This is a genomic window from Candidatus Competibacter phosphatis, assembly GCF_012939995.1.
Classification (GTDB): Bacteria; Pseudomonadota; Gammaproteobacteria; order Competibacterales; family Competibacteraceae; genus Competibacter; species Competibacter phosphatis.
This window is the reverse complement of the sequence record NZ_SPMZ01000040.1, coordinates 14,632-40,447: the sequence shown is the minus strand read 5'-3', so window position 1 is coordinate 40,447 and position 25,816 is coordinate 14,632. Positions and strand designations below refer to the sequence as shown.

22 protein-coding genes and 2 pseudogenes are annotated in these 25,816 nt (G+C 61.1%); 7 read left to right on the top strand and 17 right to left on the bottom strand.

Going from position 1 to position 25,816, the window contains the following annotated elements:
• Window positions 1-4: 4 nt before the first annotated feature.
• The 8 genes from E4P82_RS13930 to phoB all read right to left on the bottom strand — a co-directional run bounded on the left by E4P82_RS13930 (window position 5) and on the right by phoB (window position 10,188).
• Entirely contained in the window at window positions 5-1,816 is a 1,812-nt protein-coding gene (locus E4P82_RS13930; protein ID WP_246327590.1) for an ABC transporter ATP-binding protein, read from the bottom strand.
• Window positions 1,726-2,889: a DUF1611 domain-containing protein gene (locus tag E4P82_RS13925; RefSeq protein WP_169249454.1), complete on the bottom strand. Its 1,164-nt coding sequence runs from the start codon at window positions 2,887-2,889 to the stop codon at window positions 1,726-1,728. The genes E4P82_RS13930 and E4P82_RS13925 overlap by 91 nt, the downstream gene beginning before the upstream one ends.
• 251 nt (window positions 2,890-3,140) lie before the next feature.
• Window positions 3,141-4,550: a sigma-54-dependent transcriptional regulator gene (locus tag E4P82_RS13920; RefSeq protein WP_169249453.1), complete on the bottom strand. Its 1,410-nt coding sequence runs from the start codon at window positions 4,548-4,550 to the stop codon at window positions 3,141-3,143.
• Between the two features lie 5 nt (window positions 4,551-4,555).
• Window positions 4,556-5,899, bottom strand: a complete 1,344-nt coding sequence (locus E4P82_RS13915; protein WP_169249452.1) for a sensor histidine kinase — start codon at window positions 5,897-5,899, stop codon at window positions 4,556-4,558.
• A gap of 216 nt (window positions 5,900-6,115) precedes the next feature.
• Window positions 6,116-7,606: an exopolyphosphatase gene (ppx, locus tag E4P82_RS13910; protein WP_169249451.1), complete on the bottom strand. Its 1,491-nt coding sequence runs from the start codon at window positions 7,604-7,606 to the stop codon at window positions 6,116-6,118.
• Window positions 7,607-7,619: 13 nt separating this feature from the next.
• On the bottom strand, window positions 7,620-8,123 hold the full coding sequence (locus E4P82_RS13905; RefSeq protein ID WP_169249450.1) for a SixA phosphatase family protein: 504 nt from the start codon (window positions 8,121-8,123) through the stop codon (window positions 7,620-7,622).
• A gap of 30 nt (window positions 8,124-8,153) precedes the next feature.
• Window positions 8,154-9,494, bottom strand: coding sequence for a phosphate regulon sensor histidine kinase PhoR (gene phoR, locus E4P82_RS13900; protein ID WP_169249449.1), 1,341 nt, complete (start codon window positions 9,492-9,494; stop codon window positions 8,154-8,156).
• 1 nt (window position 9,495) lies between these two features.
• The gene (gene phoB / locus E4P82_RS13895) at window positions 9,496-10,188 is read right to left on the bottom strand and encodes a phosphate regulon transcriptional regulator PhoB (RefSeq protein ID WP_169249448.1); all 693 of its coding nucleotides are present in this window, start codon (window positions 10,186-10,188) and stop codon (window positions 9,496-9,498) included.
• 228 nt (window positions 10,189-10,416) lie between these two features.
• Here phoB and E4P82_RS13890 point away from each other — a divergent pair, with 228 nt between their 5' ends.
• Both E4P82_RS13890 and trxB read left to right on the top strand, forming a co-directional pair.
• A complete protein-coding gene (locus E4P82_RS13890) occupies window positions 10,417-11,016 on the top strand; it encodes a peroxiredoxin (protein WP_169249447.1) in 600 nt (199 codons plus the stop codon).
• A gap of 156 nt (window positions 11,017-11,172) precedes the next feature.
• Entirely contained in the window at window positions 11,173-12,132 is a 960-nt protein-coding gene (gene trxB / locus E4P82_RS13885; protein WP_169249446.1) for a thioredoxin-disulfide reductase, read from the top strand.
• Between the two features lie 52 nt (window positions 12,133-12,184).
• On the opposite strand, the gene E4P82_RS13880 is transcribed toward trxB, so the two are convergent.
• Window positions 12,185-12,706 carry a universal stress protein gene (locus E4P82_RS13880; protein WP_169249445.1) on the bottom strand — a complete coding sequence of 174 codons (522 nt, stop codon included), beginning with the start codon at window positions 12,704-12,706 and terminating at the stop codon, window positions 12,185-12,187.
• A gap of 269 nt (window positions 12,707-12,975) precedes the next feature.
• Between E4P82_RS13880 and E4P82_RS13875 the strand changes: the two genes are divergently transcribed.
• The 3 genes from E4P82_RS13875 to E4P82_RS13865 all read left to right on the top strand — a co-directional run bounded on the left by E4P82_RS13875 (window position 12,976) and on the right by E4P82_RS13865 (window position 15,982).
• The gene (locus tag E4P82_RS13875; protein WP_169249444.1) at window positions 12,976-13,857 is read left to right on the top strand and encodes an HpcH/HpaI aldolase/citrate lyase family protein; all 882 of its coding nucleotides are present in this window, start codon (window positions 12,976-12,978) and stop codon (window positions 13,855-13,857) included.
• Window positions 13,858-14,017: 160 nt separating this feature from the next.
• Window positions 14,018-15,025 (top strand): FAD:protein FMN transferase, encoded by a 1,008-nt coding sequence (locus tag E4P82_RS13870; RefSeq protein ID WP_246327589.1) that lies wholly within the window; start codon window positions 14,018-14,020, stop codon window positions 15,023-15,025.
• A gap of 24 nt (window positions 15,026-15,049) precedes the next feature.
• Complete coding sequence (locus E4P82_RS13865; RefSeq protein WP_169249442.1) at window positions 15,050-15,982, top strand: ABC transporter ATP-binding protein; 933 nt, start codon at window positions 15,050-15,052, stop codon at window positions 15,980-15,982.
• 19 nt (window positions 15,983-16,001) lie between these two features.
• Here E4P82_RS13865 and E4P82_RS13860 read toward each other — a convergent pair whose 3' ends face one another.
• The 8 genes and pseudogenes from E4P82_RS13860 to E4P82_RS13830 all read right to left on the bottom strand — a co-directional run bounded on the left by E4P82_RS13860 (window position 16,002) and on the right by E4P82_RS13830 (window position 23,664).
• A complete protein-coding gene (locus tag E4P82_RS13860) occupies window positions 16,002-17,222 on the bottom strand; it encodes a CoA transferase (RefSeq protein WP_169249441.1) in 1,221 nt (406 codons plus the stop codon).
• Between the two features lie 11 nt (window positions 17,223-17,233).
• Entirely contained in the window at window positions 17,234-18,154 is a 921-nt protein-coding gene (locus E4P82_RS13855) for an HpcH/HpaI aldolase/citrate lyase family protein (RefSeq protein ID WP_169249440.1), read from the bottom strand.
• A gap of 5 nt (window positions 18,155-18,159) precedes the next feature.
• The gene (locus E4P82_RS13850; RefSeq protein ID WP_169249439.1) at window positions 18,160-19,002 is read right to left on the bottom strand and encodes an HTD2 family dehydratase; all 843 of its coding nucleotides are present in this window, start codon (window positions 19,000-19,002) and stop codon (window positions 18,160-18,162) included.
• A 22-nt stretch (window positions 19,003-19,024) separates the two neighbouring features.
• A pseudogene (locus tag E4P82_RS22235) lies at window positions 19,025-19,229 on the bottom strand (hypothetical protein).
• 45 nt (window positions 19,230-19,274) lie between these two features.
• A pseudogene (locus tag E4P82_RS13845) lies at window positions 19,275-20,154 on the bottom strand (DMT family transporter).
• A gap of 69 nt (window positions 20,155-20,223) precedes the next feature.
• Entirely contained in the window at window positions 20,224-20,946 is a 723-nt protein-coding gene (locus E4P82_RS13840) for a hypothetical protein (RefSeq protein ID WP_169249438.1), read from the bottom strand.
• A gap of 229 nt (window positions 20,947-21,175) precedes the next feature.
• The gene (locus E4P82_RS13835; RefSeq protein WP_169249437.1) at window positions 21,176-22,399 is read right to left on the bottom strand and encodes a CaiB/BaiF CoA transferase family protein; all 1,224 of its coding nucleotides are present in this window, start codon (window positions 22,397-22,399) and stop codon (window positions 21,176-21,178) included.
• A gap of 14 nt (window positions 22,400-22,413) precedes the next feature.
• Entirely contained in the window at window positions 22,414-23,664 is a 1,251-nt protein-coding gene (locus tag E4P82_RS13830) for a CaiB/BaiF CoA transferase family protein (RefSeq protein ID WP_246327591.1), read from the bottom strand.
• Between the two features lie 192 nt (window positions 23,665-23,856).
• Here E4P82_RS13830 and E4P82_RS13825 point away from each other — a divergent pair, with 192 nt between their 5' ends.
• Window positions 23,857-24,630 carry an ABC transporter permease gene (locus E4P82_RS13825; RefSeq protein WP_169249435.1) on the top strand — a complete coding sequence of 258 codons (774 nt, stop codon included), beginning with the start codon at window positions 23,857-23,859 and terminating at the stop codon, window positions 24,628-24,630.
• A gap of 191 nt (window positions 24,631-24,821) precedes the next feature.
• Complete coding sequence (locus E4P82_RS13820) at window positions 24,822-25,814, top strand: TRAP transporter substrate-binding protein (protein WP_169249434.1); 993 nt, start codon at window positions 24,822-24,824, stop codon at window positions 25,812-25,814.
• The last annotated feature ends 2 nt before the right edge of the window (window positions 25,815-25,816 follow it).

Genomic DNA, 25,816 nt, shown 5'->3' with positions numbered 1-25,816 from the left:
GATCCTACCCCACCGCGGCCCGAGGCTGGGTTTCCGTCCCGAACAAATGACGGGTTGGCCCGTCGCCGTTGAGCAGCCGTAACGGCGGACCGGTCTCGACCAGCCGCCCATCCGCCAGGTGCCAGATTTCATCGGCTTGAAACAGCCGTTCCCGCCGGTGAGTCACCATCAATACCGTGCCGCGATACCGCGCCAGCACTCGATCCAGCACAGCGCTGGAATCGGTGTCGAGATGAGCGTCGGGCTCGTCGAGTAGCAGCACGCTTGGATCGCCGAGCACCGCCCGCGCCAGGGCAATGCGCTGCCGCTGCCCCAACGACAGGTTGGCGCCGCGCTCCTGCAACACGGTCCGTTCGCCCGCCGGCAGGGTTTGCAGCAACTGGTCCACCCCACACAGGGCGCAAACTCGCGCCACCTCTTCATCCGGCGCGTTCCGCCAGCGGTAACGCAGGTTGCGGGCAATGCTGCCCCTAAGCAATGGCAGTTCGTCGCTGACCATGCCGACGGTCCGTCGGATCGACGCCAAGGTGCAGTCGGCCAGGTTTTGCCCATCCAGGCGCACGGTTCCCCGATCCGGATCGAACAGACGGGCCGCCAAGCTCAGCAAGGTCGATTTACCCGCGCCGTTGGGACCGACGATGGCGATGATCCGGCCCGGCCCGGCGCTCGAACCGAGCTCCTCCAGGACACCATTCACGCCGACGGCATCGAACTCCAGCCGACCGTTGGCCGGAACCAATGCCCGAGCGTCGGGCCTTTCCACCGACAGACTGGGCAGCTCCATGAATTGCCGGATTTTTTCCTGTGCTACTTGATAACCGTGCCAATATTCGTGGGCGCGACCCAGGTCGCGCACCCCCGGCAGCAGCAGGTGAACAATGGCCATGGCGCCGATGACCGTTCCCGGCGTGCTCAAACCATAAGCGGTTTCGATCACACCGGTCATCAGCACCATCAACGTCGCCAGGGCGGTGGTCACCTCGGTGATCGCCCGCAATCGGCCGCTGATGGCCGCCCGCGCCAGCATGGCGTCGCGCAGGCGCTGGCCCTGTCGGGATAGCCGCCGTCGTTCGCTCTGGGTTCGATTGCAAACCTGCACCACCGAAAGGGCCGCGATCTGCTCATGAACCTGGCTGGCCAGCCGCGACTGCCGGCGGCGGGTTTCCCGCACCGCCCGCCGCAGCGGTCCGCCGAGCCACAGCGCCGCGCCGATGCCGGCGATCAGCGGCATGGCAATCGCCAGCGCCAGCGCCGCATCCAGCCAGGCCAATCCCAGCAAGGCAGCCAGCGCGGTCGTTCCCGCGACGCTCAACCGGGCCAACCCCAGGCTGGTCCATTGCCGCAGCGCGGTCAAATCGCCGATGAAACGCAGCAACAATCCGCCACGCCCACGCCTCTGCGCTAGACGGGGCGATAAGGTGCCCAGACGATCGAACAGAGCCAGCCGCATCCGGTAAGCGTAATCCTGTCCAAGCTGTTCGGCATCCACTCGTTCTCGCAGCCGCAGCCAGGCATGGATGGCGGCGGTGCAGACCAATCCCAGCGCCGGACCGGCCAGCGCCAGCGTCAGCACCGCCGACTGGCGCAGCCAATGGTCCACGACATGGCCGATCAGCACCGTGGCGAAGAGCGCGGTCAGCGCCTGACCCAAGCCATTCGCGGCCAAGCGCAGCCAGAGCCAGCGGCGCCACCGGCTGCCCAAGGGAGTCGGGGACTGTGGCGGTTTCATCGGTAGGCGCTGGCGACGATGGCGTCGCGGCGCGGAAACCGGCAGACCGGCCAGCCGTCCTCGGCCGCGTCGCGCTCCGGTCGCCATTGACCGCGAACCAACTGGTCTTGGGTCAGCACCGGAAGACCGGTGGCGGTCACCGCCTCGCGGCAGGCCAGCGGCGAGGCAGTCAACAAGCCGCTGACGGCCAACACCGGCAGGGGGAAACGCCGCAACCACTCCACGCCGGCCAGTGCGCCCAGCGCGTCGCCGGCGGCGAACACGATACCGTCCACTCGGCGGGCGAAGGCCGGCGAGGCCAGCAGTTGCGCGGTTTCGGTCTGGAACAGACCATCGGCGACTTCCAGCACCAAGGTGTCGAGCGGTTCGATCGCCAGGTGGGCGGTGAGCTGGTGCAGGATGGTTTCGACCTGCGGCAAGGTCACCTGATAGGTGGAGGCATAACCGGCGTCGGTGAAATCCAGCACGCGCTCGGCCCCGGCGTCCAGCAACGTCCAGCGGTCGCCACCGGCGCCGGTGCCGGTGACCTTGGCCGCGCCGACCCGCTGGCCGGTCTGAACCAGACCCCTGATCAGGTTGGCGGCAGTCGTCGTCTTGCCGGCGTTCATGGCCGTGCCGACCACCGCCAGGGTATAAGGCCGGTGCAGGGAGGAAGGAATGCGCGGCAGCGCCCAATCCATCAGGTTCAGCCGATGGCCTTGGATGTCCGCCAACAGGCCCAGTGGCCGGATCGTGGTGGGGCGCTTCATGCCACTGTGCCGGGATAGCAACTGAGCGGCGATGCCGCCGGCGGCGACCAGCGAACATTCGCCAAGATGGTCTGGCACCACGGCCTCGAACTGGTCCGGGGCGTAGCGATTGCCATAGCAAACGATGATTTCGTCGCCGGGGTAGAGTTGGGCGCGTCGCCCGCTGGGCAGTTCGATTCGCGAATGCTGGCCGATTTTTTCCACCCGCGCCAACACCAAGTCGCCTGCGTGGGGTTGTACCACGTCACCTTGCAAGAGGTTGACGGCTGACATGAGATCCACCCGGCGGGTACTGTATGCGCTCTTGGCGCGCGTCAGCCGCTCTCCGGTCAGGGGTTCGGAATGGCCGGTGGCGGGATTGGCCCAGTCCAGCAATTGGATACAGGATTCGACGGCTTTCAGAGCGTACATGATGATTTCACCCGTGGTCAGAGGAAGAATCGGATCTGACCGGGTAATCGCAAGGCGCGTGCCAGATAAGATCAGGCGAACATTATCTATATAATTTATTGTTTTTAATTAAGATACTGTTTTTCATCGACGATGTGGTGGGGAGAGGATGAGGCTGGGTGGGGGATATGCCCCGGTCCTCTGGGGGAATGGCCCCAGGGTGGAGGATAAGGCCAGGACAAGCATGAAGGGGAAGTGGAGCGCCGATGCTGTCAGATTTCCTCGGCCGACAGCCGGTATTTCTCCATCCGGTAGCGCAGCGTGTCCCGCGACAGGCTTAACAGCTTGGCGGCGCGGGTGACATTCCAGCCGGTTTTGCGCAATGCCTGCACGATCAGCCGTTGCTCCAGCTTTTCCAGGTCGATGCCCTCTTCGGGAAAATCCGGGCCGGGAAGCAGGGTGGAATCGTCATGAGAGGGCGTTGGCAACAACGCCGGGCAGAGGGCCAAATGGCCCAGGTCGATCACTCCTTCGTCCGCCAGCAGTACCGCGTGTTCGATGCTGTTGCGCAGTTCCCGCACATTGCCCGGCCAGGTATAGCGCCGCAGCGCCTGTTCGGCCACTGGTGTCAGCCGTAGCCCGGCGCGGCCATAGCGTCGCCCCAGATTGACCAGAAAAGCCTGAGTCAGCAACGCGATATCCTCGCCGCGCTCCCGCAGTGGCGGCAATGCGATATGAATGACGCGCAGGCGGAAGAACAAATCGGAGCGGAACTGCCCCTGTCGGACCCGTTCCTCCAGCGGCTGATGGGTAGCGGCGATCACCCGGATATCCACTTTCTGGTCGCGCAGGCCGCCCAGCCGGCGCAGGCTGCGATCCTCCAGCAATTTAAGCAACTTGGCTTGCAGCGCCGGTTCCATCTCGCCGATTTCGTCCAGAAACAGGGTGCCGCCATGAGCGGTTTCCACCAGTCCCAGTTTGCGTTCCTTGGCATCGGTGAAGGCACCGCGCTCGAAGCCGAACAATTCGGCCTCCAGCAGTGGCGTGGGGATGGACGCGCAGTTCAATTCGACGAAGGGTCGGTCGCGGCGCGGTCCCTCGAAATGAAAGGCGCGCGCCACCAGTTCCTTGCCGGCACCGGTTTCGCCGGTGATCAGCACCGCCGGCGGTTCGCCCTCGGTCAGCCGCTCTTCCGCCTCGATGAATTGTCGGATTTTGCGTTTGAGCGCCTGCATGGGCGGCGATTCGCCAAGCAGTTTGTCGAGTCCGCTGCGCTCCGCCTGTCGACTCTGGTAGTAGGCAAGGGCGCCTTCCATCTGTTCCTGACCGATGGCCTTGTCCAGTAGCAATTTGAGTTCACCGAGCGCCAGCGGCTTGGTCAGGTAGTCGTAAGCGCCGGCCTTCATGGCGTCCACCGCGACCGGCACCCCGCCATGAGCGGTCATCATCACCACTTTGACATGACGAGCGGCGGTGCGGACGCGGCGCAGGATCTCCAGGCCGTCCATGCCCGGCAACTGGAAATCCAGCAAGATCAGGTCGGGATTGAAACTGTCCAGCATGGCCAGTCCTTCCTCGCCGCTGCCGGCCGCGCGGGCTTCATAACCGTGACGGGTCAGATAGGCGCGGATGTTCTTGGCCAGGGTTTCCTCGTCGTCGATGATCAGTACGGCGTGCGGCATGGGGTTTACTCGGCCAGGGACAGTTGCAGGTAAGCGGTGGCGCCCGCGCCGGGCTGGCTGCGCAGTTCAAGCCGACCGCCGTAGCGCTGGACGATGCGCCGCGCCAGCGCCAGACCCACGCCCAGTCCCCGCTGTTTGTAGCTGACGAAAGGCTTGAAAACGCTGGCCAGTTGTTCGGGCGACAGGCCGATCCCCGTATCGTTCATGGCCAGGGTGATCTGGCGGCCGCGCCGCTCCACGCTCACTTGCAGTTGACCGCCGTTTGGCATCGCCTCCAGGGCGTTGGCGAGCAGGCTGTTGAATACCTGTCCCAGCAGGTGCGGATCGGCGCGCACCTGTGGCGACGGTTCCGGCAAGGTGACCTGCAAGGCGACGTCCCGTCGGGCGAAGCGGTCGCCGAATCCAGTCAAACTCTGCCTGAACGTTTCGTTCAGATTGGCGGTTTGAGCGTTGCCGTCGGGCTGGTGCGAGTAGAGCAGCAAGTCACGAATCCAGGTTTCCATGCGGTCCACCTGAACGATGATGTCGCCCAGGCATTCGCGGGTCGCGGCGTCTTCGCTTTCAACGGCCAATTCGGCGGAAGAGCGGATGGCCGCCAACGGATTGCGCAGGCTGTGCGCCACCGCGGCGGCCAGTTCGCCGACCATCGCCCACTGTTCGGCCTCGACCAGCGCTTGCTGCTGGTCCACGATCGTTCGGCTGGCGCGGCGCACGATCCAGAACAGCACCGCATAGAGAAACAATCCGCCCAGCGCCGCGCTGATCCAGATCAGCCGCTGACCCCGGGCGATGGTTTCCCAGAGAATGCGCGGCAGTTTATAGAGTTCGACCACCCCGACCACGGTACCGTCCGGTCCATGGATGGGGATGTAATTTTCGACGAATTCTTCCACTTCCGGAGCGAACAGGATGTGCTCGCTCTTGCCATGGGCTGCGACCCGTCCGGTGTGGAAGGCCAGATGGCCACCCAGGGCTTCGTCCAGTTCCGGGTTGTTTTCGGGGAATTGCCGGCCCACCAGCGGCTTTTCGGTGGACCAGAGCACCATGCGGTCGCGGGAGTAGACATTGGCGCGGACCACGTCGGGCATGTGGGCGATTCGGTTGAAAAAATCGTCAAGTGGTCCCTGACGTTTGGCCGAGTCCGGTTCGCTGAAATACTGGCTGGTGTTTTGTGACTGAGCGATGCTCTGGACAAACTCCAAGGTCAGCAATCCGTTGCGCTCCAGCAAGGTCTCTCGCAAAAACCGGGATAGCAAGATCGCCGACACGGTGCTGATGATGACGATGGTCAGCAGGCTGAGCGCCGAGAACGAGCGAAGCAGGTCATAAGGTTTCCGAGGGATATTCATGGGGGGATTGGACCGTGGCACTGGAGCTCGATTTCATGTTGCCGAGAACCTGTTGAGATGCTTGGTTCCACTAATTTTGGATAAACTGATGGGTGTTGAGCTTCGCAGGCAGCAGTTAAGTGTCCCACCTTGAGTGGGTAGCCGTCTTTTCCTCTTCCCCTGTCGGCTACCGTTTGTTACGGATCATCCGAGAAAAAAGATTTTTTTCACAAGCTCTCAGCCAAACGCCAAGCGGAAACCGGCCTTTTTCAGATAGCGCGCTTCCGCCGTCAGGTCGGCCTGCGTCAGCGGATGGTCGTCCAGCCACCCCGCCGGGAAACGTAAATCCAGGCGGCGCTGGCTGACGCCCAGCTCCAGCGACGGCAGCGGCTGGCGACTACGGCTACGATGCAGCACCACCGCCAACCGCAGCAACACGCCCAAGCGCTGGGCCAGCGGCGCCACCTCCTTGGGCAAATGCTGGAACGCGCCCGCCGAAAATCCCCGCCGGTGGCGACGGACCAGCGCCGCCAGCAGCGTTTGATCGCTGTTCGAGAACCCCGGCAGTTCGGCATGTTGCAGAATATAGGCACCATGCTTGTGATGGAGATCGTGCGTCAGCAGCAGGCCAATCTCATGCAGGCGAGCCGCCCAATCCAGATTGTGCATCCATTCTTCCGCTGTCAGACCCCAACGATCCCGCACCTGATTCAACAGCGCCTGAGCGGTCGCGTTGACCCGCTCGGCCTGCGCTCGATCCAGGCCGTAACGGTCGATGACCGCGGCGATGGTGCGATCGCGCACGTCCTCATGGCGGATGCGGCCCAGCAGGTCGTAAATGACCCCTTCCCGCAATGCGCCATCGGACACCTCCATTCGGCTCACGCCCAGCGCCTCGCACAAGCCATGCAGCACCACGAATCCGCCGGTGAACACCCGGGCGCGGGCCGATTCCAGTTGCCAGCGCGCGGCCAAGGCCGCCGTCTGTCCGCTTTCCAGCAGCGCGGCGCGCAGACGCCGCAATGCCTCCAGTGTGATCCCCTCGCGACTCCATCCTTCCTTCATGATTACTTCATGGATCGCCTTAATCGAACCGGAAGCGCCGGTCGCCACCTGCCAGCCCAGCGCCCGGAATTCCTCGCAAACCGGTTCCAACTTCAAGCGTACCAACAATTCCGCCTCGCGCAGGCGGGATTCGCTGATCCGTCCGTCGTCGAAGCAGGCCCGGCTTAGGCTGACACAGCCCATCTTCAAGCTGGTCAGGGAGCGGGTATCGAATTTCTCGCCGACGATCAGTTCGGTGCTCCCGCCACCGATATCCACCACCAATCGCCGGCCGGCGATGTCGGCGACGCTGTGCGCGACCCCCAGATAGATCAGTCGCGCCTCTTCCTGACCACTGATGATTTCGATGTTGTGCCCCAGCACCTGCTCGGCGCGGCTCAAAAACCCGGTGCTGTTGCGAGCCTGACGCAGGGTGTTGGTACCGACGATGCGCAATTGTTCGGGAGCGAGATGGCGCAGACGCTGGCCAAAGCGCGCCAGACAGTCCAGGGCACGCTGCTGCGATTCCTCGGACAGGCGGTTGCGGTTGTCCAGACCACTGGCCAATTGCACCATTTCGCGCAATCGGTCCAGCACCTGCACATGGCCGTTGGCGATCCGGGCGACGATCAGGTGGAAACTGTTGGAACCCAGATCGATGGCGGCGACGACGTCGGTAGACACGGCAGCTTCCCCTTCAATCCTGCTTGAGGCCGCGCAACTGGCCGGCGGTCAATACCCAGTGCAACACACCTTCGCCTGGCGCGACCCGGCCGGGAAATTCCAGCAATGCCACCCCACCCTTGCGAAAGGCGATCAACGGACAGGGTATCGCCGTCAGCAGCAGGCCGGCTAGCAAACCCAGATGCGGTTCGTGGCCCACCGCCGCCAGCACCGCCTCGGCCGGGTACTGTCCCAGCCATGCCGCCGCCGCTTCGGGTGGACAGCTAAAATCCAGTTCGGGACGCTCCAGCACTGGCAGGTCGCCAAAAGCGCGGGCGATGATTCCGGCGGTTTCGCGCGCCCGCAGCCGCGGGCTGCACGCCAGAACATCGATCCCATCCACCTGGGAACGTAGGCGGTTGGCGCCCTTGCGCATTTTTTTCCGGCCGATTTCGGTCAACGGCCGCAGCGCGTCGGCACCGGCGCCGGACGATTCCGCATCCTCGGCGATGGCATGACGGACCAGCAGTAATTTCATCGGACACTCCTCGGTGAAAACGCCGTCAGCTTAACATCGGGCGGCGGGCCCGTGACATGCCGGCGTGACGATGGCCGGTTCTACCCGTAGCTCCCCTGGAAAATCGCAGGTAAACACGCTACCCACGCCCAATTCGCTGGTGATTCGCAACTGGCCGCCATGATTGTGCAGAACGTGCTTGACGATGGATAGCCCCAACCCGGTGCCGCCGCTGCCGCGCGAGCGGTCGCGGTTGACCCGGTAGAAGCGCTCGGTCAGTCGCGGAAGGTGCTGAGAGGCAATGCCTTCGCCGTTGTCCTCCACCACCAGATGCAGGCCGCTGGTATCGGCGAACCAGCGGATTTGGATCCGCCCGCCCGCCGGAGTATGGCGCACCGCGTTGAACGCCAGATTGGAAAACGCGCTGCGCAATTCCTTCTCGCAACCGAGCAGCCACAATGCCGGGTCGGCGTCGACCTCGATCCGATGGCCTTGCTCGCCGCTGAGAGCGATGGCGTCCCCGGCGATATCGGTCAGCAGCACCGGCACCGGCACCGGTTTGCGCGGCGGCCGTTCGCGCTGGGTTTCCAGGCGTGCCAGCATCAACAAATCCTCGACGATGTGCAACATGCGCCTGGATTGCTGTTGCATGCCCGATAATGGCTGCCGCCATGCCGCCAGTGCCGGGCTTTCGCTGTCGAGCAGAGTCTCCAGATAACCGCTGATCACCGTCAGCGGCGTGCGCAGTTCGTGCGAGACGTTGGCGACGAAATCGCGCCGCATCTGCTCCAACTGGCGGACCCGAGTGATGTCCGCCGCCAGCAGCAGCCGCTGCTTCTTGCCGTAAGGCACGACGCGGGCACTGAGCAGCACGTCGTCATCCACCGGCGCGGGAAACTCCACGCTGTCGCGCTGGCGCCGCTGCGTCAAGAACGCCACGAAACCAGGATGGCGCATCAAGTGCGTGATCGGCAAGCCGATATCCCGGTTCGGCGACAAGCCGAGCAAGGTGTGAGCGGCGCCGTTGCACCACAACATCCGGTCGTCTTCGCTCAGCACCACGGCGGCGTCCGGCAACGCGGCGGTGGCCTGCTGAAACTGTTTCAGCAGCCGACTGAGCTTACGTTTGCGCTTGCGGCTCTGCCGACGCAGGCGCGCGACATGGGCGCCGATATCCGCCCACACCAACCCGCTGAACGGCACCGAGCCGCCATCCCGCCCCTCGCGCAGCCAGCGCTCCAGTTGTCGCAGCTTCCACATCTGCCAGGCCAGACAGCCCAGCGTGGCCAGCAGCAGAGCACCCAGCGGATGACCCGCCAGCCAGCCGGCCCACGCGGCGCCCAGCAGGATCAGAGCCTGCCGTCGCAGCAGCGACCACCAGGAACGGGACACGCTAGATCCGGGTCGAAAACCGATAGCCGGCACCGCGCACCGTTTGGATCATCACCTCGTAGCCGTGGGGCTCCAATACCTTGCGCAACCGCCGGATATGCACATCCACGGTGCGTTCCTCGACATAGACGTTGCTGCCCCATACGCGATCCAGCAACTGGCCGCGACTGTAAACCCGCTCTGGATGAGACATGAAAAACTCCAGCAGCCGGTATTCAGTCGGCCCCACATCCAGCAGCGCCTCGCCGGCACTCACCCGATGACTGGCCAGATCCAGGGACAGTCCGTTGGCATGCAGGATTTCGTCCTCCGCCGCCGGTCCGCCACGTCGCAGCACCGCCCGGATGCGCGCCACCAGCTCGCGCGGAGAAAAGGGCTTGGTGATATAGTCGTCGGTACCGCTTTCCAGGCCCTGCACCTTGTCTTCCTCCTCGGCGCGGGCGGTCAACATGATGATCGGCAGCTCGCGCGTCAAATCTTCCTTTTTCAAACGCCGGGCAAAATCGATGCCGCTGATGCCGGGTAGCATCCAGTCCAGCAGGATGAGATCGGGCAGGCGTTCGGAGATGGCAGCCTGCGCTTGGCGAGCGTCGGCGGCTTCCCGCACCTCGTAGCCGACCCCGGCCAAGGCGAAGGAAATCATCTCCCGGATCGGCTGCTCGTCCTCCACGATTAAAATATGCTTTGCGTTCATGAGTCCTCTTGAATTTACTCGAATCGTCCCAAACTCCCGGCGGAGCGATCGCCGCAGCTCCTTATTAAGGAATCTTCATGACAGGCACGTTACAAGCCCGGCGAACAAATTAGCAAATAGCTATCGCCACGTTTGTATGATTCAATTTCCATAATGAGCGATCCTCGCTTAAGCTACATCCCAGTTCATTGATCCCAACCTTCGACAACCCTCCAAGGAGCCATGCACATGAGCGTATTAGTCACCCAGCCCGCCCCGGACTTCACCGCCGCCGCCGCCATGCCGGACGGCTCGATCAAGGAAGATTTCAAGCTGTCCGATCTGCGCGGCAAGTATGTGGTGCTGTTCTTCTGGCCGCTGGACTTCACCTTCGTCTGCCCGTCCGAGATCATCGCCCACGATCACCGCATCGCCAAGTTCAAGGAACTCGGGGTGGAAGTCGTGGGGGTCTCCATCGACTCGCAGTTCACGCACTATGCCTGGCGCAATACGCCTCCCGAAAAGGGCGGCATCGGTCCGGTACAGTTCCCCATGGTCGCCGACGTCAAGCATGCAATCACCCAGGCTTACGGCATCGAACATCCGGCCGGCGTCGCCTTGCGCGGTTCCTTCCTGATCGACAAGGCGGGCGTGGTGCAGGCGCAGATCGTCAACAACCTGCCGCTCGGCCGCGAAGTGGATGAAATGGTGCGCCTGGTCGAGGCCCTGCAATTCACCGAGGAATTCGGCGAAGTCTGCCCGGCCGGTTGGAAGAAAGGCCAGAAGGGCATGAAGCCCACCGCCGATGGCGTGGCCGCCTACCTGGCCGAAAACGCCTCCGCGCTGTAAATCTCAACACCCGACCCCAACCCTCTCCTCACCGGGAGAGGGTGTCTTACAGGAAAGCAGGGGTCAGGATTACCGCAGTGTCCGCACGCCAGCGCCCGACCCGGACGCTCGCGTTCCGGCATTGTCCGCCACCACGCACGATGGGGAGACTCAGCGATGAGCAATACACCGAAACACTGCCGCCTGTTGATTCTGGGCTCCGGCCCGGCCGGCTACACGGCGGCGGTCTATGCCGCCCGCGCCAATCTGCAACCGGTCATGGTCACCGGCCTGCAAATGGGCGGGCAACTGACCACCACCACCGAAGTGGACAACTGGCCCGGCGACGTCGAGGGCTTGCAGGGGCCGGATTTGATGGACCGCATGCGCCGGCACGCCGAGCGGTTCGGCACCGAGATCGTGTTCGATCACATCCACACCGCCCGCCTGGAGCAACGGCCGTTCCGGCTGAGCGGCGATGCCGGCGAGTACACCTGCGATGCCCTGATCATCGCCACCGGCGCTTCGGCCCAGTATCTGGGACTGCCGTCGGAACAGGCCTTCATGGGCAAGGGCGTGTCCGGCTGCGCCACCTGCGACGGTTTCTTCTATCGCAATCAGAAGGTGGCGGTGGTCGGCGGCGGCAATACCGCAGTCGAGGAAGCGCTGTACCTGGCCAACATCGCCAGCGAAGTCACGCTGGTGCATCGCCGCCAGCAGTTCCGCGCCGAGAAGATCATGGTCGACAAGCTGATGGAGAAGGTTGACGCCGGCAAGATCCGGCTGCAACTGGACAGCGTGCTGGACGAGGTGCTCGGCGACGACAGCGGCGTGACCGGCATCCGGTTGCGCAACGTCAAGACCGACCAGACCGAGGACATCGCCCTGCAAGGATTGTTCGTCGCCATCGGCCACAAGCCGAACACCGATCTCTTCGCCGGTCAGTTGGAGATGCGCAACGGCTATCTCCTGGTCAAGGGCGGCGCCGAGGGTGGCGCCACCACCACCAGCACCTCGGGGGTATTCGCCGCCGGTGACGTGGCCGACCACGTTTACCGCCAAGCCATCACTTCCGCCGGCAGCGGTTGCATGGCCGCGCTGGATGCCGACAAGTATCTGGACGGGCTGGGGCACTAGATCCACCGCCGCAAGGCGGGTTGCTCCCGCCTTGCTCCCACCCACCGATCCATCAGATCAACGGCTTGGCCCATTCCGTATTTTCGCTGTCCGCGACCGGAACGACCAGCACCGGGCGCTTCGACGTCAGGGTAATCCGACGGGTGGTCGAACCCAGCAGGTCGGTCCGCATGCCGGAACCGGTATGCGTGCCCATGATGATCAGATCGACATTGTGTCGATCGGCCTCGGACAGGATTACCTCGCACGCCAAACCGCTGGCCACGCGAACTTCCGCGATCACCTCCGTCTGCTCAAGCGTGGCGCCGAGCTCCTCCGCGCAAAACGCTTCCATCCGCTGACGGATCTTCTCCAGCATACCCGCGCTGGCCTGCTGGTGTAGATCCTTCGCCGCGTCCGGCTTCAGATAGGAATCGATCAGAAACCGCACCGAATTACTCAGCGGCTCGACCACATGCAGCAGAATGATTCTGGCGCCAAGCTGCTTGGCCAAACCCACGGTGAACCGAAATACCGGTCGGGTGTGACTGCCTAGGGCCGTGGTGTACAAAATGGTCTTGACTTGGGGAATCATAAGCTTCACTCCGCTCACTGAGAGTTGACACGCCTTGCGACCCGATCCACCGCCGTGTCGGGTTCACGGCCGTGATCCGCAAGGGGACAAGGACAGTAGATTACGGAATTAGCGGAAAAAAAACTAATATGAACCTCTTTTTTGCCCTTGAGCGGGAAAAGACAATATAAACTTTACAGGCTTTCGGCCATGTCCCGGTTGCGCTAATCTTTGCCGAATCTTGCGGGCGCTCCAAGCCCGCGCACCCCCAACCTCACAGGAGAACCGTTATGCCCAAATCCGCGCGTCCCCGCCGCAGCGTGCTGTATATGCCTGGCTCCAACGCCCGCGCCCTGGAAAAGGCCCGCGCCCTGCCGGCCGACGGTCTGATTCTCGATCTGGAAGACGCCGTTGCGCCCGATGCCAAGGAACTGGCGCGCAAGCAGGTGTGCGAGGCGGTCGCCGCCAGCGGTTTCGGCATGCGCGAAACCATCATCCGCGTCAACGCCCTGTCCACTCGCTGGGGCTACGAAGACATCGCCATGGCCTCCAAGTCGGGCGCCGACGCCCTGTTGCTGCCCAAGGTGGAGAGCGCCGACGCCATCCACCACATGGAAGCGATCATGAACGCCAACGGTGCACCGGCCAATATGACGATCTGGGCGATGATGGAAACTCCGCGCAGTATCCTCGAATCGCAATGGATCGCCCGCGCCTCGTCGCGCATGGAGTGCCTGGTGATGGGGACCTCCGATCTGGCCAAGGAACTGGATTGCGCCCATACCCACGAACGCCTGCCGTTCGTCACCTCGCTCGGGCTGTGTCTGCTGGCCGCTCGCGCCGCCGGGCTGGCCATCCTGGACGGCGTCTATCTCGATCTCAACGACGACGCTGGTTTCGAATTCGCCTGCCGCCAGGGCAGCGAATTCGGTTTCGATGGCAAGACGCTGATTCACCCCAAGCAGGTGGGTCCCTGCAATACGGTCTTCACCCCGAAGCCGGAAGACGTGGCCTGGTCGCGACAAATCATCGAAGCCCATGCGGCGGCGGCGGCGCGTGGCGAGGGCGTGGTGGTGGTGAACGGCCGGCTGGTCGAGAACCTCCACGTCGAAAGCGCCCGCCGCGTGGTGAGCATGGCCGACGCCATCGCCGCGATGGCGGCAGCGACCTGAACGCTACTCCTCTCTCGTAACGATCGGCGGCACCCAGCAGGCGCCGCCGGTTTCGCCTCGGCCCGCGCGCGCCGGCTCACTAACCCTCCTTCATAACGCCATCATGTCAAATCACCTTTGCAGACCGCCGCGCCGTCGGTGGCCAACCCACGTTCTGCCGTTGCTGGTCGGACTGGTGCTGACCGCCTGCGACAGCACCCCGCCCGACCCCACCGTGCGCCTGACCGGCGCCACCATGGGCACCAGCTACGAACTCAAACTGGTACCGGCGCCGGGGCAGACCGTCCCCGCCGATCTTCAGGCACGGGTCGAGGCAATGTTGACCCTCGTCAACCGGCAAATGTCCACCTACGATCCCGATTCGGAACTGTCGCGCTTCAACAAAAATCCCAGTACCGACTGGATCGCGGTTTCTCCCGAACTGCAACAGGTGGTCGCCGAGGGTTTGCGGATTGGCGAACTCAGCGGCGGCGCGTTCGATATCACCGTCGGCCCCCTGGTCAATCTCTGGGGCTTTGGACCGGAACCACGCCGCGACGAGGTTCCCTCCACGGCCGCCATCGCCCAGGCTCGCGAGCGGGTCGGCGACTGGCGCCTGCACGCCCGCGCCGAGCCACCGGCGCTGAAAAAGGATCGCGCCGACCTGTACGTCGATCTTTCCGCCATGGCCAAGGGTTACGGCGTGGATCGCATGGCCGCCTTGATCGACACCACCGGCGTCGGCAACTATCTGGCCTCGATCGGCGGCGAAATCCGTGCTCGGGGTCGCAACGGTCGCGGCGAACCCTGGACCATCGCCATCGAAAAGCCGGAAGCGGGCCAGCGCTCGGTCGAACGATTGATCCGACTCGGCGATCATACCGTCTCCACCTCGGGGAATTACCGCAACTTCTTCGAGCAGAACGGTCAGCGTTACTCGCATGTCATCAACCCGCGCACCGGTTGGCCGGTCCCACACACCCTGGCTTCGGTGACGGTGATCGGCGATCGCTCCATGGTGGCCGACGCCACCGCCACCGCGCTGCTCGCCGCCGGCCCGGAGCTAGGTTTCCAACTGGCCAGCGAACACCATCTGGCCGCGTTTTTCGTGCTGATCGAATCGGACGGCGGCTTCAAGGAACGGTTCACCCCGGAATTCGAGCCGTATCTGCTACCCCAGCAACCCTGATCCCCACTTTGCCCGGACCGCGCCATGACCGCTCCCGCCCTGACCCTGCGCCAGTTGCGCAAGACCTACGCCAATGGCCCCGAGGCGCTGCGTGGTATCGATCTGGAGGTCGCGGAAGGTGAGTTCTTCGCCCTGCTCGGCCCCAATGGCGCCGGCAAATCCACCACCATCGGCATCATCTGCTCGCTGGTGCGCAAATCCGGCGGTTCGGTTCAGGTCTTCGGGCACGACCTCGACCGTGAATTGAGCGCGGCGAAAGCCTGTATCGGGCTGGTGCCGCAGGAGTTCAACTTCAATCAGTTCGAGCCGGTCATCGAGATCCTCGTCAACCAGGCCGGCTATTACGGCATCCCGCGCGAACTGGCCCACCAGCGGGCCGCAACCTATCTCAAGCAGCTTGGTTTATGGGAAAAGCGGCGGGTGATGGCGCGGGAACTGTCGGGCGGCATGAAGCGCCGGCTGATGATCGCCCGCGCGCTGGTTCACGAACCGAAGCTGCTGATCCTGGACGAACCGACCGCCGGGGTGGACATCGAGATCCGCCGCTCGACCTGGGATTTCCTTCGCGCCACCAACGCCCGCGGCACCACCATCATTCTGACCACGCACTACCTGGAAGAAGCGGAAAGCCTGTGCCGGCACATCGCCATCATCGATCAAGGCCGGATCGTCGAGAACGACCGGATGAGTGCCCTGATCGGCCGTCTGCATCTGGAAACCTTCGTGCTGAACCTACGCCAACCGTTGATCGAACCGCCGGCCGTCACCGGCTACGCGCTGCGGCGGCTGGACGAATGGACCTTGGAGGTCGACGTCTCCAAGGATCGGGGCCTGAACGAGCTGTTTCAGGCACTGTCGGCGCAAGGTATCGATGTGGTCAGCCTGCGCAACAAAACCAACCGGCTGGAAGAATTGTTCGTGCGACTGGTGAATAAGAACGGGCATGTCGCCGCCTGAACCGGCGGCGCGAAAACACTCAAAGGCGCGGCCCCGCCACCACCTTGTCCTCATGCAGCCGGGAAATCTCGGCGTCGCTCATGCCGAGAATGCCCGATAGAATTTCGTCGGTGTGTTCGCCCAACACGGCGGCCCGCTTGGGCGGAGTACGCTCGAACTCGCCAAACTCGAAGGGAGAACCCGGCACCAGATACTCGCCGATTCCCGGTTGTTCGAGCAGGCTGAACATCGGATGCCGCGTCGACAGGTCGGGATCTTCCCGGACCGCCTCTTTGAAGCTGCGAAACACCGACCAAGTGACCCCGCTCTCGTCGAAAGCCTGGGCGAAATCCTCCACTTTCCTAGCCAGAAACCAGGGCGCCAACAACGCGGTAATCTCGGCGCGGGCTTCGAACCGATCGCCTTCCCGATTCAAATTCAAACCCAGTTTCTCGCCCAGCGCGTCGAATTCCGCCTGCAAGCCGGTGATCTTGCACAGCCCGTCCCACTGCCGTCGGGTCAAGCCGACCACCATCACCTTGCGACCATCGGCGGTGTCGAATTCGTTGCCGTAAGCGCCGTATAGATAATTGCCGTACTTGGGCCGATCGAAATCGTTGACCATCACCTCGCCGATGATCCCCAGATTGCCCAGCATGGCTAGGGCGACATCCTTCAGAGCGATCTCCACCGCCTGCCCCTGCCCGGTCAACCGGCGATGCCGCTCGGCCGCCAGCAAGCCCAGCGCCGCCATCTGGCCGGTGATGCAATCCCAAGCCGGCAGAACGTGGCAGACCGGCTCGGCGGAACCCTCCGGCCCGGTGGCATGAGGAAAACCCACGCCGGGGTTGATGGTGTAATCGACCGCTGGCCCACCTTCCCGATTGCCCAGCACGGTCAGCATGATCAGGTCTTCGCGATGCTGCTTCAGATGCTCGTAATCCATCCAGCCGCGCACCCGAAGATTAGTCAGAAAAATGCCCGTGTTCGGGCCGGGAGCACAGATCAACTGGGTGACGATCTCCTGCCCGCGCGGCGTGCCGACATCCACGGCCAGGGAGCGCTTACCCTTGTTCAAGCCAGCCCAGAACAGACTTTTGTTGTCGTGGGTAACCGGCCAACGATGATGGTCCAGACCACCCCGGATGCGGTCGAACCGGATTACGTCCGCACCCATCTGCGCCAGCGTCATACCGGCTAGCGGCGCGGCCACGAAGGCGGTGCCCTCGACCATTCGCAGTCCTTCCAATATTTTCGCCATGACATATCGTCTCAGTTGAGTAACCCCGCCAGTCTAGCCCTTTCAACCAGGCCATGGCAGATCCTGAGCGAGGCGACATCGATCATTTTCCCCTTGACGCTGAGGGCGCCCCTGCCCTCTTGCCGAGCGAGCTCGTACTCGCGCAACACGGTTTGCGCCCATTCGATATCCTTTGCCGACGGCACAAAGGTACGATTAACCGTTTCGATCTGACTCGGATGAATGCACCATTTGCCGTCGAAGCCCATGGCTCGCCCGATCTTGCAGGCTTGCGTCAAGCCCTCGGGATTCTTGATCCCAGCGAAAGGTCCGTCGATGGCGCGCTTGTTATAGGCACGGGCGGCGCTGACGATCGAATGCATGATGTGGTGCCAGCGATGGCCGGGATAAGCCGCGTCGTTGTCGTCCAATTCTCCGATCGATTCCATCGGCATCCGCACCGACGCCGCGTAATCGCCGGGTCCGTACACAAAACCTTCCAGCCGGGTGGAACAGGCTGCGATTTCCCGAATGTTGACGCAACCGGCCGCTGTCTCGATCAGCGCCTCGATGCCGATGGGGCGCGAAAATTGCCGATAGCTCTCGATCTGCGTCAGCAGTGTTTCCACTACATAGACATCCTCGGGACGGTTGACCTTGGGGACCACGATCAAATCGATGCCATCGCCGGCGGCTTCCACCACCTCGATCAGATCCCGGTAGGCATAATGGGTATCCAACCCATTGATCCGGTACATCCTCAGCTTGTTGCCGAAATCCAGTTCCTTGTACGCGCGAACCACGTTGGCTCGGCTCGCTTCCTTTTCGTCCACCGTCACCGCGTCTTCCAGATCGATGCACACCGCATCCGCGTTGGAAGTAGCGGTCTTTTGAATCATGTTCCAGTTGGAAGCCGGCACCAGTAAGATCGAACGTTCCAGTTTCTCCGCCATCGACGTTATCTCCAGGATAGGGTGGCCTGCATGCCAATATCGTTAGCGGTATTGGCCGTATATAACTCGTGGCCACCTTCCGAGTTAGGCCGACCGCAAACCGACACTCGGTCAAAATCGAAAAGGGGTCGCAGCGCGCGAAAGCGGTAGCTGGCCGGTCGTCGATCCGGGTTGTTGCGCTTCGCCGATTCCAGCAGCAACACAGCCTGCAAGGGACCATGCACCACCAGGCCCGGATATTTTTCCACCTCGCTAGCGTAATTGATGTCGTAATGAATTCTGTGCGCGTTGAAGGTTAGCGCAGAGAAACGGAACAACAGTACCGGATCGATGGGATACGCCTCTTGCCATTCGAGATCTTCAGGCACCGGATTGGGTGCTGCTGGAACGAATTGCTTGGGCATCGGTAGATAAACGATATCCTGCTGTTCCTCAATGGCGATCCCGCTGGCGGAACCGATCGTGTGCTGGACGGTGACAAACACCATGCGGCCGGCTTTACCCTCCTTTTCCGCCACCTTGAGGATCTCGGAGGTTTTCGTAACTACCTCGCCGATCCATAAATTCTGGTGAAACGTCAATTGACCGCTGGCCCACATCCGCCGCTCCAAGGCAACCGGCGGTAAGAAACCGCCGCGTTTCGGATGACCGTCTGGACCTATTTCCGCGCGGGCAACCAGCGGCAAAAAATACAGCCAGTGCCAAAGTTCCGGTAGCGGATCGCCTTCCTTGCCCGCAAAATCCCGATCATTCAAGGTCAAGGCTAGTGCTTTGGCTGGCGTGGGATAAATGCAATCCTGGATTTCTTCCTTTCTGCCCACCCAATCCTGTAAGTTGATGTCACTCATCGTTCATCATCCCCATAATGGCTCACATTTTCACGAAATATGGAATACCTGAGAGCACAGCACCCACCATAACGAGAAGAGCAGTGCTGGAAATGAAATAAGGAACGACCATGAGAGCAAGACCACAAACAAGAGGCACGACTGCTCGCTGCTTCTTGCCATACAAAAAAATAGCCAAGCCCGACTGAGCCAAAAAGCACACCGAGGAGAAGTAAGGAAGTGTTCACTGTTGCCTTACGGAGTACCTAATGGTGAAATTCAGGAATCGGGCATTATGGGCGATCCGCTGAAACGATTTGTTGAGCAGCATTTACTTGTTGCTTTTCCAAAATGACCAATGCGATACCACCGAGTGTAGCTACGGACGCCAACACTAAGCGCAGTGTTATGTGCTCACCCAGGAAAACGATGCCACCCAAGGCTGCAATGACCGGAACACTGAGTTGCACGGTTGCAGCATTGGTAGCCTTCAGTGCAGGTAATACTGTATACCAAATGGCGTACCCTATTCCTGAAGCTAGTGCCCCCGACGAAACCGCGTACCAAAATCCAGCATAATCCACAGAGATGCTGTTCACCATTAACAGGCTCAATGCTATCGCGATAGGAACAGCACGTAGGAAATTACCCGCCGTAACCTTGATGGGATCACCCACGCCTTTCCCTCGCAAAGAATAGACGCCCCATGCAACCCCAGCGCCCAACATTAATATGGAACCATACAGAGGCGGTGCCGAGAGTCCCGGCAACAATAGGCCAACCAGTCCCCCGAAAGCGAGCATAAGGCCGACGAGCTGCGGTTTATTTAGACGTTCCCCCGACCAAATGCCATGGCCGATCATCGTTGCCTGGACAGCGCCAAAAAGCAGTAATGCACCACTTCCGGCAGGCAGGCTCATATAAGCAAAAGAAAAAGCCAGCCGCATAAATAAATAGTGCGATCGCCGACAACCAGTTACTCGGGCTAGTATTTACACCATGCCGTATTCTCACCACTAGCCAAAGCATCACTGCCCCAGAGATCAATCGAATTGCTGTGAAGCTGGCTGCATCAATGCTGGTGTGCTTGAGGGCAGCTCGACAAAGCAGTGAATTACCCGCAAAGGCCAGCATGGCTAGCGACGTCAAGGAAATTATGCGTGCGTATGGCATTGGAAATTTCTTTTCGGTCGATCAATCAGATGTGCTTTATGGCGCTCAACTTGAGCGAAGGGTTAGGGGTCACTTCGCTGATCGATTTAAGATAGCTTTGTGCTTCGCGATAACTGTGTCCATCAGCACATTCGCAAGATTTGACAATGTCTTGCAGACTTGATCCAGATAGCCGGGAGCCGGTGGGAACACTCTCTCACCGAGCTTGTACTGAGATACTAGCCCTGCTTCTTTGATCTTTCGGAGATATATTGCATTGCACTTACATCCATTATGAACGGCAAGATCACGCCGAGCCTTGGCTTCGGCGAAGATCAACCACTCACCCCTCAAAGCGTCAGCATCAATAGACAGAAGGTTAGCCACTGCGGTTAGGTATTCATTAGGTTTCTTGTACATGAGCTGATTGAGCGTTGTATCAATAGCTTGGCGGACAAGCTCGTCTGGGCTTCCAGCATCAATGATCTCCGACAACTTGAATTCAATCTGTCCAACTTTCTTCGGGTATGCCGTAACGATTACTTGAAGTAACTCCTGAAGAAAGAGCTCAAACGAAGCCACAAGCATGATGAATGAACGCTCAACGAAATACTCTTGAGGCGACGCGTAGTTGGGCTTGAGATGCTCAACAAACTGATCGTAAGCTTCCTTAGCCAGCCCTCCATCTTGGCACGCACTAAACTGAACCTTTGCGAGGTAGAGTTCTGAGGCTTTGAATCTGAGACACTCATCCAGCAGCCGCTGGAACGCATCCAGACAAGTGCGGCCTATGAGCTTTGGTAAATCTGACATGTGACGCTTAACACAAAACAAGACCTCCTAAAACCAAACATTAACGACATTTATTTTGATGCAATAGTCACACAGCAGTTCAAATCAACTAGTCTTTAAATATAGCTTCAACGACAACCCTTAATCGGCCAATGATTGGTATCAGCGATGACAACACGTCATAGCTCTTCAGTCCACCCCATCCAACACCCGCCCCGTCTCATCCACAATCGACCCATGAGGCGAGGAACTAGATCACCCGCTTCTTCTTCAACTCGCCGATTTCCTCTTGGCTCAGCCCCAGCAGTTCACTGAGCACCTCCTCGGTATGCTGCCCCAGTTTGGGACCGAGATGACGGATTTGCCCCGGCGTTTCCGACAGCCGAGGAATGACCGACGGCACAACGATAGTCTCGCCCAAATCCTCGTCGTCGATGGCCACCAGATTGCGCCGGGCGTGAAACTGCCGGTCACCGTAGATGTCGGCGATGTTGTTCAGCGGACCGGCCGGTGCGCCGGTCGCATAACAGCGCTTGAGTACTTCCTCGCGAGTCAGGGACCCGCACCAATCCCGCACGATTTCGTTGACATCGGAACGATTCTCCAAACGGGTCTTCTGTTCGCCATAGAGCCCGGAAGAAGCCAGTTCCGGTCGCCCCATCGCCTCGGCCAGCCTTGCGAACAACTTGTCGGTGGCACAAGCGAGGGCCACCCACTTCCCGTCCTTGGTCGGGAAATGACCATAGGGACAGGCGAAATCGTTGTGGGTCGGCCCATGTCGCTCGCGCACGGTGCCGAACATGGCAAAGGCCGACGCCAATTCATCGGTGCAGCGGAACACCGACTCGTACAGAGCGGCATCGACGTACTGGCCCAAACCGGTTTGCTCACGGTAGCGCAAAGCCATCAGCACACCCACGCAGCCGTACAGACCGGTCAGATAATCGCCCAGCGTGGTCGAACCCGGCGTGACGGGGGTTCCCTTGGGCATCCCGGACAGGTAGGCAATGCCGCCGACGGCATGCGCGATGCGCGCGAAGCCGGGCCGGTCCCGGTACGGGCCGGTCTGGCCGTAGCCGGTCACCCGCAGCATGATCAGGCCGGGATTGATCCGTTGCAGCACCTCCCAACCCAGGCCCCATTTCTCCAGCGTCCCGGTCCGAAAGTTTTCGCACAGTACGTCGGCCTTTTCGATCAAGCGCTTGAACAACTCGACGCCGTCGGGGCGATGCAGGTCGATGGTCACCGATTTCTTGTTGCGGGCCTCGCCAAGCCAAGCCAGCGTGTCGCCACGATGAGTCGGCGTGCCGAACTTGCGGCAAACGTCGCCGCCCATCGGGTGCTCCACCTTGAGCACATCGGCGCCGAATTCGCCGAGAATGGTCGCGCAATAGGGCGCCGCGATCACCGTGGCCACATCGATGACCCGGATGCCGGCGAGCGGCAGTTCAGCCTGGGAAGTTGCGGTCGTCATGGTGCTTTCGCTCGCTAGATGATTTTGCGCTGGCGCAATTGCTTGATCTCCTCGGCCGACAAGCCGAGCAGTTCGCGCATGACTTCATAGGTCGCATTACCCATCGGCGGCCCGAGATTGTTGATCTGGCCGGGCGTCAGCGACAGCCTGGGCGTCACGCCGGGCACCACCACCTCGCCCAACCCCGGCTCTTCCAGCCGGGCCAGATTGCCGCGCGCCTGGAAATGCTCGTCCTCGAAGATATCGGCGATGCTGTTGACCTTGCCGATCGGGACTTCTTTTTCCAGGCAACGACTCAGCACTTCCTCGCGGCTGAGCGACCCCACCCACTCGATGACGATCCGGTTGACTTCGTCGCGCGCCGCCAGCCGCTTGCGCTGCTCGCCGTAGAGTCGGGAAGAAGCCAGTTCCGGCCGTTCCATCGCCTCGGACAGTCGCTCGAACATCTTGTCGGTGGTGCAGGCGATGGCGATCCACTTATCGTCCCGGGTGCGGAAATGCCCGTGCGGCACCGCGACAAAACTGCCGGCACCCTCGCGTTCCCGGATCTTGCCGAACAAACCGTAAGAAGCGGCGATTTCATCCAGATGGCGGAACACGGCCTCGTAAATACCGATATCGACGATCTGGCCGCGCCCGGTTTTCTCCCGGTGGCGCAGCGCCAGCATGATGCCGATCGCACCGTACAGGCTCGACAGGTAATCGCCCAAAGGCGCGGTGCCGGGCACGACCGGCGTCTCACCCGGAAAACCGGCCAGATAGGACAGCCCACCGAAAGCGTGGGCGATGTGCGCGAAGCCGGAGCGGTGGCGATAGGGTCCGGTTTGGCCGTAACCAGACACCCGCAAGAAAACCAGTCCGGGATTGATCTCGCTCAGCTCCTTCCAACCGATACCCCACTCTTCCATGGTCCCCGGCCGAAAGTTTTCGATCAGCACGTCGGATTTCCCGACCAGCTTGAGGAACAGTTGCACGCCCTCTTGCTGGCGCAGGTCGATCAGCACCGATTTCTTATTGCGCGCTTCGCTGAGCCAGGCCAGGGTGGCATCGTGACGCTTGGTCGCCGTACCGAAGCGCCGCATCGGATCGCCCGCCAGCGGATGCTCCACCTTGAGTATCTCGGCACCGAATTCGCCCAGCACCGAAGCCGCGTAAGGGCCAGCCAGAAAGGTACCCACGTCGATGACGCGGATGCCGCTCATCGGTAGCTTCGTGGTCTGAGGGTCGTGCTCCTGGGAAGGCGCACGTTCGGAATTTTCAGGCATCCCTGTTGCGGTTTGCGCGTTCTCGTCCGACATGCCGGCATCCCTCTATTATTGACGGTCTTCACCCGACGCCCCGTTTGCGCCACGGTATGCGCCACACTGTCCGAACCATGAAAACTAACTGAAATATTAGTAGAGTATGGCGCCGTTGCCAGCGGGAATGGGCGTCAGCAACCTGGAACCAATCACCCCATGAACATTCGCACCCAATTCGTTGCCCTGCAAACCATCCTCATCAAGGAAACCCTGCGTTTTCTGCGTATTTGGATCCAGACCATCCTGCCGCCGGCGGTGACCACCGCGCTGTATTTCATCATTTTCGGCAAGCTGATCGGTGCCCAAATCGGGCCGGTGGAAGGTTTGAGCTATCCCCAGTACATCGCACCGGGGCTGATCATGATGGCGGTGATCACCAATGCCTATTCGAACGTGGTGTCCTCGTTCTTCAGCTCCAAGTTTCAGCGGCACATCGAGGAAATGCTGGTCTCGCCCCTACCCAACACCATCATCGTGCTGGGCTTCGTCGGCGGCGGGGTGGCGCGGGGCCTGGCGGTGGGCGGCGTGGTCGCGGCGGTCTCGCTGTTTTTCGCCGACCTGCCATGGCGGCATCCGCTGGTCACGCTGGCGGTGATCGTCCTGACCTCGGTACTGTTCGCTCTGGCCGGATTGCTCAACGGCATTTACGCCAAGAGCTTCGATGACATCTCGGTGGTACCCACGTTCGTGCTTACCCCACTGATCTATCTGGGCGGCATCTTCTACTCCATCAAGATGTTGCCACCGTTCTGGCAGACCACATCCCTGTTCAACCCCATCCTTTACATGATCAACGCCTTCCGTTACGGCATCCTGGGCGTGTCGGACATCGACATCCGTTTCGCCTTCGTCATCATCCTGCTGTTCGTCGCCGTCCTGTTTGGCTACAGCTTGTGGCTGCTACGCCGGGGCACCGGCATTCGCGGTTAAAATTCTCTCTCCCCATCAAGGTGCAACAAATGGCCGTTGTGCGCGTTATCCGCGCATAACGCTATTTCTTTTCTATGCTTATTCCCAGGGTTCCGGTTCCGCCGCGAATCCGAATGATCGGACCAATGTTATCGATTAGTCCTTGAACCGTTAAAACCAAGAAAGACGACATCCAAAGGAGAATGCTGCTCATGCGCAAATCAAGCCTCTTTCATGCCCTGCTGGCGGGCGCCACCTTGGCCCTACTCAGCGGAATCGCTCACGCGGAAATCGTGATCAAATTTTCGCATGTGGTCGCCGAGAACACTCCCAAGGGCAAGGGCGCCCTGTTGTTCAAGAAACTGGCCGAGGAACGACTGAAAGGCAAAGTGACTGTGGAAGTCTATCCCAACAGCTCGCTGTTCGGTGATGGCAAGGAAATGGAAGCGCTGCTGCTTGGCGACGTACAACTGATCGCGCCCTCGCTCTCGAAGTTCGACCGCTACACCAAGCAGGTTCAGGTGTTCGACCTGCCGTTCCTGTTCAAGAACATTGATGCGGTCCACCGCTTCCAGAACGGTCCGACTGGCCAAGCCATTCTTAGCTCAATGAAAAAGAAGGGTTTGACCGGTCTCGGCTATTGGGATAACGGCATGAAGCAGCTTTCGGCCAACAAGCCGTTGCGCAAGCCCGAAGACGCCAAGGGCATGAAGTTCCGTATCCAGTCTTCCGACATTCTCGAAGCACAGTTCAAGGCCGTCGGCGCCTTCCCGCAAAAACTGGCCTTCTCGGAAGTTTACCAAGCCTTGGAAACCGGCGTGGTCGATGGTGCCGAAAACCCCTGGTCGAACATATATTCGCAGAAGTTCTTCGAAGTCCAGAAGTACATCAGCGAAACCAACAACGGCTATCTGGGCTACATGCTGGTGACTAACACCAAGTTCTGGGACGGTCTGCCCGCCGACGTGCGCAAGACCCTAGAAGAAATCCTCACCGAGGTTACGGTACAGGTCAATAAGTGGGCCACCGAGTTCAGCGATAGCGACCGCCAGAAGATCAAGGACTCCGGCAAGAGTGAAATCCTGGCGCTTACCCCCGAAGAGTTGGCGGCTTGGAAAAAGGCCATGAAATCGGTCTACGACCAGTTCACTTCCGCTATCGGCAAGGATGTCGTCGATGCGGCTCTGGCTAGCAATGGCAAATAACA